Annotated in this window: 9 protein-coding genes and 2 pseudogenes; all 11 read right to left on the bottom strand. The window is 60.4% G+C overall.

All coding sequences use genetic code 11. The features are described from left to right. Nucleotides 1-374: 374 nt before the first annotated feature. Nucleotides 375-458, bottom strand: a pseudogene (locus tag ACTRWG_RS21315) (IS66 family insertion sequence element accessory protein TnpB); the annotation flags it as partial. A 58-nt stretch (nucleotides 459-516) separates the two neighbouring features. After that, a complete protein-coding gene (locus ACTRWG_RS21310) occupies nucleotides 517-690 on the bottom strand; it encodes a hypothetical protein (RefSeq protein ID WP_245597360.1) in 174 nt (57 codons plus the stop codon). Between the two features lie 390 nt (nucleotides 691-1,080). Further along, complete coding sequence (locus ACTRWG_RS21305; RefSeq protein ID WP_154667772.1) at nucleotides 1,081-1,230, bottom strand: hypothetical protein; 150 nt, start codon at nucleotides 1,228-1,230, stop codon at nucleotides 1,081-1,083. A 9-nt stretch (nucleotides 1,231-1,239) separates the two neighbouring features. Then, nucleotides 1,240-2,034 (bottom strand): tyrosine-type recombinase/integrase, encoded by a 795-nt coding sequence (locus ACTRWG_RS21300; RefSeq protein WP_027235666.1) that lies wholly within the window; start codon nucleotides 2,032-2,034, stop codon nucleotides 1,240-1,242. Nucleotides 2,035-2,038: 4 nt separating this feature from the next. Beyond that, the gene (locus ACTRWG_RS21295; RefSeq protein ID WP_027235665.1) at nucleotides 2,039-2,233 is read right to left on the bottom strand and encodes an Arm DNA-binding domain-containing protein; all 195 of its coding nucleotides are present in this window, start codon (nucleotides 2,231-2,233) and stop codon (nucleotides 2,039-2,041) included. Further along, nucleotides 2,230-3,504 (bottom strand): site-specific integrase, encoded by a 1,275-nt coding sequence (locus ACTRWG_RS21290; protein ID WP_027235664.1) that lies wholly within the window; start codon nucleotides 3,502-3,504, stop codon nucleotides 2,230-2,232. The genes ACTRWG_RS21295 and ACTRWG_RS21290 overlap by 4 nt, the downstream gene beginning before the upstream one ends. A 270-nt stretch (nucleotides 3,505-3,774) precedes the next feature. Beyond that, complete coding sequence (locus ACTRWG_RS21285) at nucleotides 3,775-7,170, bottom strand: D-Ala-D-Ala carboxypeptidase family metallohydrolase (RefSeq protein WP_462829911.1); 3,396 nt, start codon at nucleotides 7,168-7,170, stop codon at nucleotides 3,775-3,777. Between the two features lie 4 nt (nucleotides 7,171-7,174). Further along, on the bottom strand, nucleotides 7,175-9,466 hold the full coding sequence (locus ACTRWG_RS21280) for a hypothetical protein (protein WP_462829910.1): 2,292 nt from the start codon (nucleotides 9,464-9,466) through the stop codon (nucleotides 7,175-7,177). 124 nt (nucleotides 9,467-9,590) lie between these two features. Further along, a complete protein-coding gene (locus ACTRWG_RS21275) occupies nucleotides 9,591-10,832 on the bottom strand; it encodes a type 2 periplasmic-binding domain-containing protein (protein WP_027235662.1) in 1,242 nt (413 codons plus the stop codon). Continuing rightward, on the bottom strand, nucleotides 10,829-12,877 hold the full coding sequence (locus ACTRWG_RS21270) for a hypothetical protein (RefSeq protein WP_036797281.1): 2,049 nt from the start codon (nucleotides 12,875-12,877) through the stop codon (nucleotides 10,829-10,831). Before ACTRWG_RS21270 ends, ACTRWG_RS21275 begins: the two co-directional genes overlap by 4 nt. Before the next feature lie 486 nt (nucleotides 12,878-13,363). After that, nucleotides 13,364-14,011: pseudogene (locus ACTRWG_RS21265) on the bottom strand (IS256 family transposase); the annotation flags it as partial. Nucleotides 14,012-14,074: the final 63 nt, after the last annotated feature.

Raw genomic sequence — 14,074 nt, 5'->3', positions numbered from 1 at the left:
ATTCACCTGAAATATCAAAGGCTTCGGATAAACCGTCCGGGGCCTTCTTCGTGTTCGCGCCTTGCGCACCCGCCGCAAGGCGCAGCAGCCTGTTCACACCTGGTTCTCACCGTCCTGGCTCTATTCGCGTCTTAAGGTCAGCCCGACTTGGGAATTCAGAGCTGAAACACACGCCGCGGCTTCGCTGCACGAGCAGCGTAGCTCCACAGCTTGAGGGTGATCACAAACATGTTTTCCAGCATAACTTCAGCGCCTTCTGCTGCGGTCCCCTACGCTGTCAGCGACCGCAGCGGGTGCCGCGCGGGGATGGGCTCCTCCAGATCGACACAGCTAAAAAGCGATCCGCTCGCCTCGTCCGTCCCGCGCATCATTAAGGCCGACAAACCGTCAAACCCCTTGCGCATATCTGTGACCCCGGCGGCCAGCCAGACCTTTGTGTTTGCCGGAACCGGGATCACGCCGAAAGCTTTCGGATCAATGCGGCGAGCGCATCGGGATCAAAGCCGCCCAGAACCTTCAGCCGGTGGCCGCTGGCAAGCTCCACCTCGATCTGCGCACCGGCATCCGGCGGGGCAGAAGCAGGCTCAGCTTCCAGAACTTCGCCGGCAGGAAGCGGGTGACGGGTTCTTCTTCAGCCTCGGCCGCGAACCGCGGTTCCTTCAGCCAGTTGAAGACCTGGTTCGCATTCACATCTTAGCGCCGTGCAACTTGGGCAACGGATACGGCAGGCACCCGCGTCTGTGCGCAAACCATACGCTTCTCGTCTTCAGACCAATTCCGACGCCTGCGCCGCTTTGCCATCCCCAACCTCGATAATGTCCGCTTATTCGCTAATGGACATTATCCATCACTAACGATGACCGTCAGTGCGGGCAGACCGGACGCTTAAAAGGATGGTACGGATCGCGTCCGTTGTTTATTGAGGCCGTGTGAAAAGTTACGTTGATTTATGGTGTCTGGCGAAAATTTCTGATATCTGCAACCTTTCACGCAGTTGCGTGGTCTTACAGGCAATTCGTGAATGCGAATTCGAAGAGAAACCGGAGGTGCTCGTTTTTCAATGCGCTTCCGCTCTTCGTTCTAACCACTCAGTAATCCTTCAATTTTCCGAGACACTTTGTCGGCGGCTTTTTCCAGATGGCCCGCGTCAAAGTGTGCGTAACGTTCGGTGCTGTCCGGAGACATGTGGCCGGGCAGTTTGCCGGTCATGTGGAGGGTTTCGCCGGACATGATGGCATGCTAGGCGTATGTGTGGCGGAGATCGTGCAGCCGGATTTCTGCTGGCAAATCAGCCAGGTTTTTGAAGGTCTGCCAAGCATGATCGACTGACGTGCGGTGTGGCTTTTTTGCACGCTGAGCAAGGAACACGTAGCTGGACCGGCGCTGTTTGCGCAGCCGGCTAAGGTACTGGATAGCGGCATCGCTGAGATTAACCTCGCGAGGGCCCGTCGTGGTGCGCCGGAGGACAAGCTTGTCTTTCTGGACCTCATCCCAGCTCAACCGCAGAATCTCACCGGAGCGGCAGCCTGTCAGCAGCATCAGCCAAATTGCGTCCGCAGCGTCCCGCTGTCTGGCCGTTGCGGAGTACAGCACGGCCGCCAGCCGCCGGAGCTGGTCGCTGCTCAGCATGCGACCGCGCGCCAACCGCCGGTTGAAACGCAAAGGCGCAGCCGGATTGGGCAAGCCCGCCGGAAGGTGACCTGCTTTCTGGCCCCAATACAGAATTGTCGTAAAGTGCCCAAGCGCCTGGTTGGCCCCGCTCGGCCGCAAACGGGAATAGGCATAGAACCATTCGGCGATGTCGGGCGTTGTGATCCGCGCAATTCTCCGCCGACCAAAGGCGGGCAGAAGCTGCGTATTCAGATAGCAGTCCAGCGAAAAAAGCGTGGAATTGGCATAGACCCCGCGCTTGGCATCCAGGAAGGCGGCGCAGAGCGCCGAGAAGGTGGGTGTGTTGCGCTGCTCCGGGGCAGGGGGCCGTTGCCCAGTTCCTTTTTCCGCATGGAAGGCTTCGCGTTCTTCGCAGATTTCCATGTCCTCAAAGCTCCCCAAGGTGACACGCCGGGTTTTCCCCGCGTCCCGCGTCCCGCTGCCAGCGGACCCAGGACTTGGCGCTGCCGGGCTGGACACGCAGGGCCAGGCCGTCGCACTGGGCATCATGAAGCACGTATTCCTTCTTGCGCGCCTTGAGAGATGACAAGATCAGCGGGGTGAGGAGGGTGACGGTTTTCATGCTCGCGCCCTCCGGCCCCGTTTCACCGAGCGCCAAGCCAGGAGCCCTTTGCGGAACGTGACTGGGTCGATCCCGTTTTCATCGCAGAAGGCGCCGATGGAGAGCCGTGAATTGCAGAAGCGCTGGTAAATCGAACTGTCCCGGACGCGGCCCGAAACGGGAACCTTGACGATCTTTTCCAGATGCGTGCCCACCCGCTGGCTTGCAGCCTTGATGGTGCGGTCCTCCAAATGCGCATAGCCTTCGGTGGTTGCGAGATCGGAATGGCCCAGCAACCCGCCGATCACGCGCAGATCCAGCCCGGCGTTGATGCCAACTGAGGCAAAGCTATGGCGCAGATCATGCAGGCGGACTCCGCTGAGTTTTGCGCTTTTCCGGAGCTTGCGCCAGACCCTGTCAATCCGGTGGTCCGGCATTGGGTCCTTGCCCTCGCCGAACACGTACAGGTTGTTGCGCGGAAAGGAGGCAAGAACCTGTTTTACGGGACGCCCGAGCCAGATCGCGCGCGGTCCGGACTTGGCATCTGGCAGAGCGCAACGCGGCCCGTCGATCATGTCCCACCGCAGCGCAAGCGCTTCCCCCTTGCGGCAGCCGGAGAGGGCGAGAAAGCGGAAGCAGCCCGCCTCACGCGGGTGGGTTACCTCCAGCCGCCGCAGAGCAGTTCCCGGCCGCGCCCACTGTGCCTCGGAGAGGTAAGTGGCCGTGAAACTTGTTTTGCGGCGCCTGAGCCCCTTGCAAGGGTTGCTGCCGCGCGGCTGCAGACCAAGCAGTTCCGCGTGGCGCATCATGCCAGACAAAACGGCGAGTGCGCGGTTGCCGCTGGCGGCACTGCCGGGCAGACCATCTTTCCAAGAAATCAAATCTGCCTGTGTCACCTGATTAAGCCGCTTGCTGCCCAGTTCAGGAATAATGAGGTGTTCAATGTCATGTGCGTGGGCACGTTGTGTAGCCGGTTTCCAGCTCGGGGCGAGATCCTTGAGATAGCGGCGGCTGAAGGCGGCCACCGTCGGGGCGGCGTCCGGAGCTACCCCCGCAGTTACGCCGTCGAGCAGCGTTCTAGCCAGCTCGCGGGCCTGGGGCAGGGGGATCGCGTCGGCCCGCTCGAGTGTCTGCTTCCGGGTCCTGCCATCGGCATGCCACTGCACGATCCAGGAGCTTGTGGCACCGCGCTGCCGGAGGCCCAGCTTGGGAACCTCAGTGTCCCAATGAACAGTCTCTGACCGGTGGGAAGCGGGACGTGCATTGGCGGTGTTCAGAGCGGATTTACGCATGGCTGTCTTCCTTCTCTGCTTTAGAAAAAATTCCACGCAGTTTCCCGGGAAGCGGCCGGGAAAAGCGGGAAAGCAGCATAGTTCAGGAAGGAAAACCGCCGCCGCGGCCCGTTCCGCAGGCGGGAAAGCCAGTCGGTTGAATGGCTTACCGGGTGCCTTGGAACGCCGGTTTCGGCCCGGAGGCCTCAGATTTGTTCCACACATAAAGCAGCGCGCTAGGTGTCTGCCCCACCCGCTGCACGTGCGAATTGGGCCGGGATCAAGAGGCGCCTAGACCAGAGAAATATCGGCCAGAACGGCTTTCCGGACCTCCGAGAGGCGGGAAGCTACCAGCTTACGAACGGTGTTGTAGACCGCTGGGCTCAGTGACAAATTCTGCGCCGCCAGCCAATACTTCAGTTCTTTTGCCCCCCAGGATACGAAGAGGATGTTCTTCTTGCTGTCGCTGTAGGTGAAGTTGAAGGCGCCGAGCGCGATGTTGATGATGTCGCCGGAAGCTTCGGCCGTGCCGATCTGGAAGTTGCTGCCGCTGGTTTTCGAAGTTTCGAAATCGAACAGCTTGATTGTGCCGTCGTCGTCGGCCAGCCCGCGCAGCGCGCCGATGGCGCTCTTAACGATCTCGAACTGGTTGGCCGTGGCGACCTGCGCTAGGGTTGACAGGATGACCTTTTCGAAGCTGCCGCTGCCTTGCATCGTTTCGCTGGCGGTAAACGGTGCCTCTTCGCGCACCCATCCCAGGAGGCCGAGGACCCGCATGTATTCCGTGAACCAGGCTTCACGCTCCGCCACCGGATCGGACTTGGCGTCCGCGGCGCGCTGTGCGAATAGGGTGGACAACAGCACATCCTCCTTGTGCCCCGGCGTGAGGTTATCCACGAAGGAGATCACGCTGGACGCGTTGATAGCGGCGGACAGAGCCTGTTGCTGCGCTGCCAGCGCGGAGGACGGGTCGAAACTGTCATGGGAACGATTGACCGGTTCGGAGAAGACCGATGCCTCCGAGACGGCGCGCCGGCTGCGCGTTGGGGCCAGGTCGAGGGCGCCGATCATCGCTAGGCGCTCGGTCAGGCTGCCCGGGCCTGGCGGACCCAGTGGCGGTGACGAGGCCAGGGGGCTGTCCCGGAACGCTTTCGGCCAAGTGGCGTTGTAGCCACGCGTATCGACATGGGTGAAGCTGTTGTAGCGGCCGATCCCGCCCTTGAAGAGGCCTTCCTTGTCGCGCAGGTAACGCAGTGCATGGGCCACGCCTGGTGCCGCCATGCCCCGGACCTGAAAGTCAAGCGCCGTGAACTGCATATGCTGGCTGCCAGCGGCGCCGCCGATGCAGGAATTATAGGCCGGACCGCGATAGGCATTGGTGATGGCGATAGGCTTACCGAGCCGGTCGCGCAGTTGGTCGAGCACCCGCGCGGTGGAGGCAATATTGCTCCACAGATGGCGCGGCGGATAGGTGTTCTTGCCCGCGCAGGGTCCGCCGGGGGTATTGTGGCCGCCGCCCAGGACAAGAAACTCGCCGGTTGAGAAATGCTTCAGCCCGAGGGAGGAGATGAAGGCATCGAATTCCGCGTAGCCGGACCAGGTGAGCGCCGCCTGGCTGTCGCGGAAACCTGCGCCGCGGGCCTTGGCGGAAAGGATCGCCTCGACCTCTTCCGCGCTGATCTGGTCGCGCTCCTCGCCGTCGCCCTCTTCTTCGGCGGAGCTCATCTGCTCTTCCACCGAGTGCGGGACCGGAGGCGTGCTGCCCTGCGCTGCCGGGCGGCCGGCGCGCGGTTGCAAGGTGAATGGCCGGTGCGTGGTGAAGTCGGGCTCGCGCACCAGTTTGTCGAACAACTGCGGGGTTTGGCTTGGGCTGCCGATCTGGCCTTCGGTGGCGGCGCGGAGATCGTGGTAGTTGCCTTTGAAGCGCCCGTTGTCCCAGACTTGCAGCAAGGCCCCGGTAAAGGCGCCATTTTGCGGCCCGTCCATGGCGAATTGCGTGTCCATGCAGGCACCTAGGTTCAGCACCGATGCCTTGACCGGCGTGGACAGAGGGTTGGTGAGAACGCATTCCTTTAGCGCCGAGTAGCTGTCGGAGGCACTGCGGTATGCGGCCTCATTGGCGCGCCAGACGCGGTCTTCGATATGCAGCGGCATGGCGCGGGCACCGGGCGGCGGTGCGATGGGTCTGCCGAAGAGAGCGGTTGGCATCGGCAACCCGCCCATCTTGATCATCGAGCCAGAATGACATGTATCGGCGACCACCAGCACCCGCACACCGGCGCGAAACTCCGACCACAGCATATAAAGCTCGTCGTCGGCCAATTGGAAGTCATAGAGGCATAGGGTCTCGTCGAACTTCTGGTCGCCGTCGTGATCCTCGTCCAGGTTGAAGTCGGGAACGCGTCCGCCATGGCCCGAGACCGTCATCAGGAACATGTCTCCGGCCTTGAGGTCCCGCGCCGCGCGGCGGATTTCCTCGGTGACGTTCGCCCGCGTGGCGTCTGATGTCAGCAGACGGGCAGGGGCGAAACCTTCAGCTGCTGCCAGTGTTTCCATCGCAATTGCATCAGCCTCGCAGGCGATCAGCCGGCCATCCCACCCGTCGTAGTGATCGGGGTCGACCGTGTTCAAACCTGCGTGTAGCGAGTAGCCCGTTGCTTTTCCACCGGCGATGACTGGCGGCGCGCCAAGCGCGCGGGATAGCTGATTGGCAGTGCCAAAGGGACCGCTGATGACCATCGGCGGGCTGCTGCGTGCGTTGGAGAGCGCACTGATCTCATGCTGGAATTTCGCCGCCACATCGGCGTACCCCTCGTCTGTCGGGTGCAGACCGTCATGCCAGCGATGATCGCCGACGACCCCGCGGCAGTCGATGTAGGTGACATGCGGCATCGACGCGGCTAGCCGCCGTAGGCGCCGGTTGAAATGGTCCATCATGCAGGCGGCGATGGATTTTTGCAGGCCCCGGTCGCGAATGCCGCGGCGCTCCATCGGTTTGCCCAGCCAGCGGTCCCGGTTGGGCACGGGATAATCGTAGCCGTGGCAGAGGATCGTGACATGCGGGAAAGCATCGCGGACCTGGGTGAACATGCGCTCGTAGTGGGTCAGTGCGTCGTCCAGCAGATCGTGGAACGACGGCAGTAGGTAGTCTTCGGGCATGAGATCGGGGTGGAACTCCTCAAGGTGCGCGGCGAGGCCGCCGCCTGCGACCAGATCGTTGCCACCGCCAGACAGCAGCAGTATTTCGGCCCCGGTATCGCGCAGGGCGCGCAGGTATTCCTGCTTGTCCGCCATCCGCTTAAGCAGGTCTCCGGCAGCGCCCAGCGACAGGATCGCGTAGTGGTCCAGCAGGTGGTCGATCGTGTCCTTCAGCAGCAGCGGGTACTGGAACCAGCTGTCGCCGTCAGAGACGATCAACGGCCCGTCATACCCTTTCGCGAGCGCGTTCTGGAACCGGACCTGCCGCCGCAAGCGGGCAAACCAGTTGGCCGAATTCATCAACGCCGCCGTACGCTGTTCCGCGTCGGCGGTGCGGGGGATCTGGACCGTTGCGGGGTTCAGTCTCAGTCTTGGCGCGAAGGCGGCGGAGGCGTCTTCATCGACGGTGAAGTACTGCGCCAGCTCGCTTTCGTCTGTGGTTGGGTCGGCCATCTTCGCCTGTAGCTGTTCAACTGTGATCTTTGCCATTATCTTAATCCTCATTGCTAGATGATCCCGAAATCTCCCCCATTTCGCGGATCTTGGTGAAAATGAAATCCGTGATGGCCGGATCCCGCATCAGCTCCGTTTGCGCGACTTTCCCGCCGGTGCCAGCCGGGCTTTCGACCCGGTTGAGGCGGAAGATCGAAGACTGCGGCGGGAAATCATCGCTGCCGGCCAGGCTGCTCATGCCAAATACTTCGCGCGGCTGACCTTGGGTTACGGGGGCGCCATCCTTCACTTGCGGCTCGAAGTGGCGGTCTTCAAAGCTGCGCGACACCAGATGCAGCAGCGATTTCCCATAGCTGCCGAAGTGCAGCGCCTCTTCCAGGCCGGGTGTGGGGATGTAGACGCGGGCGCGGGGCTCGGCTCCGGTGTCGATCAGCGGGGTGATCCCGGATATTTCCGGGCTGGAGGCATGAACAGTTTTGCCCTTCAGCTCACCGTTCATCGCCTCAATACAAGGGATCAGACGATGTTTGGCGCGGGGAAGTCCGATGGCGGGATGCACAAGGTGCAGTGTTTCGAACAGGTCAGCCGGTTTGCTGTGTGGGAACATCCCATCTCCATCTTCGGCGACCATTGCCAGGATCTCGTCCAAGACCATCACCCCCGCGCCCTCGGCGACAAGGTGCAGCTGGCAGCCGGTTCTTTCCTTCAACTGCATCAGATCGCGAAGGAATCTGGAGACATAGCCAAGTCCAAGCGGCCGGATCGCGGCGCGTGGGCCGGGGTGCTCGGCCGGGCCGCGCACGGCCTTCTCAGCGCAGGTCTCCACCTCGCGCCAGATCGCCCGGCCAATTCCCCGCACACGCGTTTCGATCAGCCTATCAAGATGCTCGGCCCCTTTTCCGGTTTGCGTCTCGGCGTCGTCGAAGATGAAACGAAGGACGTCCATCGAGGTTTCGACAAAGCTGTTGCACCAGAAAATCGTGTAGGGATAGAGCCCGAGTGCCTCAATACGGTCTTTGCGAAGCACCGCCGCGTCAAATGCCGGTTTGATGCCTTCGGCACTTCCGGGAATCCACAGCAGGACACCCTTGCAGAGCGTTTCGGCTGGGCCCGATCTGGTTTTCGGTTCAAGCCTTTCCTCCAGCAGAGCGCGGGTTCTCTTCCACCCCGAATGGAAGGATGGATAGGACCCGTTGGAGACGTGGAAGCCGTCATCGAGATGCATGTAGTGGCCAGCCAGGGAGGAGCAGGGTGTGGAACCGGCCCGGGCGGCAGCATGAATTCCCTTGACGCCTTTCTCTCCGGTGGAGACGGAAAAGGCCCGGGGGGCCGGAACGCCGAGCCGAAGCACCCAGCTGTCCACGACATTCTGCGCCCAATCTGCATATTGCCACAGGGCAATCCCCATCTGCCCCTTGTATCCGCCCCAGTCCTCTCCCCAGGAGTTCAAGACATGAAAGCCCTGATCGTCATACCCGGTCAGAACAACTGCATGGCAGCCGGACAGGCCCTTCTCCGGCGGCCATTTTATTACACCGCCAGTGTCGGGAGTGACGTTTTGCCATCCGTCATGGACATTGGCGGTGGTCAGGACCGCCTCGGCATCGTTCAGCGCAGAATGGTAGTGATTGAGCACCGAGGCGAGGCGGAAATATGCGCCCAAACCGGTTTCCTGTGCTTTCTTGACTTGCGCGTCCGTTGGGAAGTAGCTCTCATTGTCAGGGCTCCGTAGGAAGTAGCAAGTGCTTTGCCAGCGTCCAGGATCGTCCGTTGCCGAACTTTCAGGCCAGTCCAGGCAGGCGCCGTGATGGTAAAACCCCTTAACCGCGGAGCGAAGCGAGCGAATGCCTTCCTCCCCCCCCTGCTGGCTGTCAATCTCCGGGTACCGGTCGTGAAAATAGGCCATGCGGTAAAGCATGTCGGCGCTGGCAATGTCGGTTCGTGCCTTCGCCTTCTTCTTGGACCATTGTGCCTCGCAGATATCGGAACGGCGGAGCCATTGCAGGTTGCGCTGGATGTCGATCAGCGCGGCAAGCGCGTAACCGACGCATCGCTGGGTCAACTGCTGGTGGCGCACGCCGAAAATCGGCCGCCTGAACGCGGTCTCCCCGATAGGCTCCATCAGGCGCCTGTCGATTGAGACCGCATCGCGCAGAACCGACAGGCTGGGCACAAAGGGCTGGTCGCGCAGGTCAACCCAGTCCTGGCGTACGCCCTGGTTATCGATGAACTCGGAGGGAACTACGAAGGGCATTTGAACCTCCATGTACTGATTAGAAACAACCGAGCGCCGTGACGGGCAGGGACAGAAGATGATCCGCGTTGGCAACATCCACGTTCGTGGTGGAGGCCGCAGTCCTTGTGGAAAATCAACGGCTCTGTCCAGATTGCCTTTCTGTCGTTTTTTTCAGCCGTGAATCCAGCGGCCGTATCCCGGTATACCGGGCGGATCTTCCCTACCTTCCACCAGTGTGGAATCGCTGCCGCTTACCGGCCGGAATACTGTTAATTCTGAATAGTGTGTCGAGGTATTGCGAGCGGCGCTGCCCGCCAAAACGCCCGTCGAACATCTCGCCGATCGTGCCGTCGGTGAACATGGAGTAGAGCGCGAGGTTGAAGGCTTCGGGAAAACCATTGCGCCTTTGCGACAGCAGCAAGGCGTATGGTTCGTACGTGCCGCGTTCCGCGGCTTTCTGGTTGGTATTGCATTCCTTGCTGCTGATCTTCGTATATCCATCGATCGCCGCACGGACGAGGTCGACATCACCGAAGTACCGGTAGATACGGTTTTCGCAGAACGCTTCGGCTGCCTTGCCGTGCGAGGCAAAGGGCTTCGCGCAGACACCGATGGTCCCGTCATTGGCATTGTCAGCTGCTTTCATGACGGTGCTGCCGATCGTGGCGCCTTCCACATATCCCCATATCTCGAATTCCGGCTCGCTGGGTTCCTGCTCGGGCCAAATCTGCGGTGGGTCCCAGGCGCTGCGTTCTCCGGTGCCGCTGCCGCCGGGGGCCGGAGCATCGGACTCTGAGGTTTCGGTCGCGGTGTCCAGTGCCTCGAGAATTGCATCGCAGGCGGCAGGCCACTTGATCTTTGGCCGTTCGGGCAGTTCCCGCGCATGCGGCCGAAGCAGCCAGGATAAAGGAGGAAGCCGTAGCGGCTTGCTGCAGTAAATCGCTTTGAGCTGGTCGCTGTCGGGGCATTTACTTCGGAGTTTACGACCCAGGCGTCGGCGGAATTCACGGCGCGGGTAAGTCTGCTGGATATACGCCCCGTTCGCGACATAGAGAATGGGCGAGAAAACAAACCGCCCGGCGCCATGGTGCGGCCCCGCGAAAGCTTCCATACGCGCCAGCGTGATGGTCGTCGGGTCGCACAGAAGATCGACGCCTTGCTTGGTCCGACAGGCCGTGCCCGCTGTGCAGTTCTTGTTGCCGGATGCAAGCAGGTTGGCGCGTTGGCCTGCGGTTATTTCGACGGTTTCGCGCCGGTAACCAGCCCGCGTCAGCGCGGTGGTGCAGATATCCCAGAAAAATCCGCGGAAATGGCCGCTGGTGGAGTCTTTCCAAATGAAGGGTGGAACATCCGGACGCACGCCCATGCGGATCGGTTCATCGCAGTTTGCACACATGCTCTGAGCCGCGAGCGGGCCGGCGCAGAATGCGGCCAGAACGGCAGAGGCAGCCAGGGCCTTCATGTCTCCGCCGCAGCCGGATTATCCGAGCTGCCACCAGACTGCGCCGGTAACTTGACAAAGGAGCGCCCGCTGAGAGCTTCGGAGACGCAAAACATCACCAATGCTCCCAGAATGGTGCAGTTCAACGTTGCCCAGATCATCAGGCCGGCGTCGATATCTTCAAAAGCGCGATTGCCTCGGCTGGCGGCAAGAAAGGACAGATACCGCGTCAATGCACCTGTCATCATCATCACGACGGCGCCGATGGCGGCCCAGACAAAACTGTATCCGAGCGACAGTTCGCTCCAAACGCGGGCGTTTCTCGCAAGCCTCTGCGGGTCCGTTCTTCTAGGGTTCTCGCCCCGTTTGTAGCGGAAAGCATCGATCCAAAGTCGTTGGCGCGCATCCAGCAAAATGACGACCATGAGCGACAAGATCGCCCCGCGGAGTGCGACTGGACTGTTATATTCGAAACTCCGCTGAACGAATGCCCAAACATCTTCGGCCTTCGCTTCGCCCTTAATAACACCAGACAGGAAGACGTACGTTGCTAACATCATCAAGGTCGAGAAGGCCCAGGCTGCAAAAACCAACATCGCGGCTTGTGGCAGCCAGCGCGTCCAATGTGACGGGTAGCGCAGGTTTTCCCAGTTCCACTGCCCGTCGCCAGTCTCGTCAATGTCGCGGAGCCAACGCAGGGTGATAGCCACGATGATAGCCAGCCCGTAGCTATTGAAGGCGGAGGCCGAGTAATTCAGCATTCTCTCATATGGACTGCTTTCCATCTCGCCCCTAATGAGGCTGAATTCAGCGGCGCCCGGCCATAGCAGTGCCCATGCGGCAGTCCATGTCATCACGATGGCCAACGTCCAAAACAGCGCCAAGGTCGTAGCACGTTGACGCAGCATTGGCTCTGTCCTGCTGTCGTGTAGCACCCTTAGAAATTCTTGAAGCCGTTCGCGGGCTTCTTTCTGGCGAGCATTAGCGCTTGGGCGGCGGCTGAAGGGTTGAATGACACCGTGCTCATCATAAAGGGCGATCAGAACACAGAAGTCGCTTGCCAATAGGTCGGCTTCGACGGCCAGGTTTTCCAGCTTTTCGCGCGATAAGTCGCCCTCGGCCATGCTAATCAGGGCGTCCTTTCTCCGTCTCAGCTCATCCTCCATTTCCGTGAAACGCAGTTTGTCGCCGGAGTTGGAAACATGCAGGTTCTCTTCGAGAAACCACGCTGCTGCGACAAAAATGACCTCGATATTCAGGCAGAAATCGTCGAAGTTCCCGAGGGAAAGGCGGGCTTCGTCACGCAATTTCCGCATGAGTTCGACGTCGGACGGCGAGACCATTAGTGCGCTCACCCGCTGTTTTGTCTCTTCCTCTTTTTCGTTGTCCTCTATTTTTCCATTCGTTTTCCTGAAAATGCCAAGAACTCCCGCGTTCGAGCGGAGATTGTCTGATGCATCAATGACCCAGGTTGGGATTCCGGCCATGCGATGGGCCACCATGCGCAGCCATTCATCAGCGCGTTCCAGGGCGGGTATGGCTGGTGCAAGACCAACCATGATCAGCGCCAGCCCTAACGAGACTTGCGGTTCTATAAAGCCGTCGCTGTCGCCTTTGTTTGTCGTCACGGTTTCGGACGGCTGAAGTTCATCGGTCCAATATTTGATGACGGGCTCTCCCAGCGGCGCAAAGCCCGTCGTCAAAATGGCGTCAACGTCGGCCGTTGCGGACGGAACGGCAATCGACTGGCCGTTGCCCGCCGGAGCGGGCAGACCGCTCGCCCCTTGGTCTGGAACGATGGCTTGGGCGCCGATCAGTGGCAGCAGCAAATCGGCATACGCGCAGAGAACTAGGTATGTCAGGATAAGAACTAGAGTATATATGAAGTAGGCGAACCCTACTTGGCGTCTCGCACGGAGCTTGTCCGGGGTCAGGAAATTGACCAGCCTGTCAAGTCTTCGACCGGTCTCATATGAGATGCGATTAAAGCGCGTATAGGAAAACGCGACAAGAATACCGCCGCCATAGATCAGCGCGGCAAGATCGGACATGCCGTCGGGAAACATCTCGATTTCTACTCGGGTTTAGCGGCAGGGCTGTGAGGCTGGATCACATGGGGGCTGAGCCGAAACTGAAGCCGGTGCTGCACAGCATACTGCAAGGATGATCACTAGATACTTCACGGCGAAACCCCGCTACTACAAACTGATAACATAAAAAATTTAGCCTATTTATTGATTAAATACAACCTTAAGATAATACCGGTATTTCTCCGTTGGCCGGTATTCAGAGGTCTCGCAACTGACGACCTGCAGCTAAAGTCGTTAAGCCCTCGTTTGGATTGAGTGAATTCCCGTCTGGCCGGCACCAATCCTGTTACGGACACCTGCGACAAGGTGTTCGCTCCGGCCCTCCAAGGTAGTTGTATCTCTGATTTGTCAAAGCGCACACCAATCGGACCGCGACTCGCGAAAGGGTTCGGCACAGACCGCAGCAAAGGAAGGTCACGTCCGTCGAGCTGTTGTAATTTCCCGGATGGCCTGAGGTCATGATCAGGCGGCTTGTGTTGAAAGGCTGAGAATGAGGTCTGTCTCCTCTGCGTCGATTTCGGCGAAGGCCTCCACCATCATGTAGCGGCTGGCGGTCTGCCATTCGTCGTTCTGTTCGAACAGCACGGCGCCGATCAGGTGGGTGATGGAGGCCTCATTCGGGAAGATACCGACGACATCGGCTCGGCGCTTCACCTCCTTGTTCAAGCGCTCGATCGGATTGGTGCTGTGCAACTTCGTCTTGTGCTGGCGCGGGAACGCCATGTAGGCCAGCACGTCGTGCTCGCTCTCATCCATGAGGTCAGCCAGCTTAGGCCATCGCCCGCGGAGCTGATCCGCAACGCGCCGCCAGGTTTCTTCGGCCGATGCGCGGTCGGGTTGGTCGAAGGCCTGGCGGATCGCAGCGGCGACTACGGTGTGCTGGCCGCGTGAGACATGAGCCAGAGCATTGCGCATCCAGTGAACGCGACATCGCTGCCAGGTTGCTTCGAAGACCCGCACGATGGCCGCCCTGAGGCCGCTGTGCGCGTCGCTGACCACCAGCTTGGTGCCGTCGAGCCCTCGGGCTTTCAAGCCGCGCAAGAAGTCCGCTCACAAAGTCTCGGCTTCAGACGGACCAAGCCCCAGACCAATAATTTCGCGCCGTCCATCTGGACCTGTCCCGGTTTGATGCCGCTCCTTTGATAGCATTTATTGCAGCAAAGGAGATGAACT

It is taken from the genome of Leisingera sp. G5_S3_59_S7, assembly GCF_054968485.1.
The sequence above is the reverse complement of the archived record's forward strand: the minus strand, read 5'-3'. Positions and strand labels throughout refer to the sequence as shown.

Excerpts from the sequence above, each read along its gene's own strand:
- ACTRWG_RS21305 (WP_154667772.1), bottom strand. The coding sequence starts at position 1,230 with ATGTCCGGCGAAACCCTCCACATGACCGGCAAACTGCCCGGCCACATG.
- ACTRWG_RS21300 (WP_027235666.1), bottom strand. The coding sequence starts at position 2,034 with ATGGAAATCTGCGAAGAACGCGAAGCCTTCCATGCGGAAAAAGGAACT.
- ACTRWG_RS21295 (WP_027235665.1), bottom strand. The coding sequence starts at position 2,233 with ATGAAAACCGTCACCCTCCTCACCCCGCTGATCTTGTCATCTCTCAAG.
- ACTRWG_RS21290 (WP_027235664.1), bottom strand. The coding sequence starts at position 3,504 with ATGCGTAAATCCGCTCTGAACACCGCCAATGCACGTCCCGCTTCCCAC.
- ACTRWG_RS21285 (WP_462829911.1), bottom strand. The coding sequence starts at position 7,170 with ATGGCAAAGATCACAGTTGAACAGCTACAGGCGAAGATGGCCGACCCA.
- ACTRWG_RS21280 (WP_462829910.1), bottom strand. The coding sequence starts at position 9,466 with ATGTTGCCAACGCGGATCATCTTCTGTCCCTGCCCGTCACGGCGCTCG.
- ACTRWG_RS21275 (WP_027235662.1), bottom strand. The coding sequence starts at position 10,832 with ATGAAGGCCCTGGCTGCCTCTGCCGTTCTGGCCGCATTCTGCGCCGGC.
- ACTRWG_RS21270 (WP_036797281.1), bottom strand. The coding sequence starts at position 12,877 with ATGTTTCCCGACGGCATGTCCGATCTTGCCGCGCTGATCTATGGCGGC.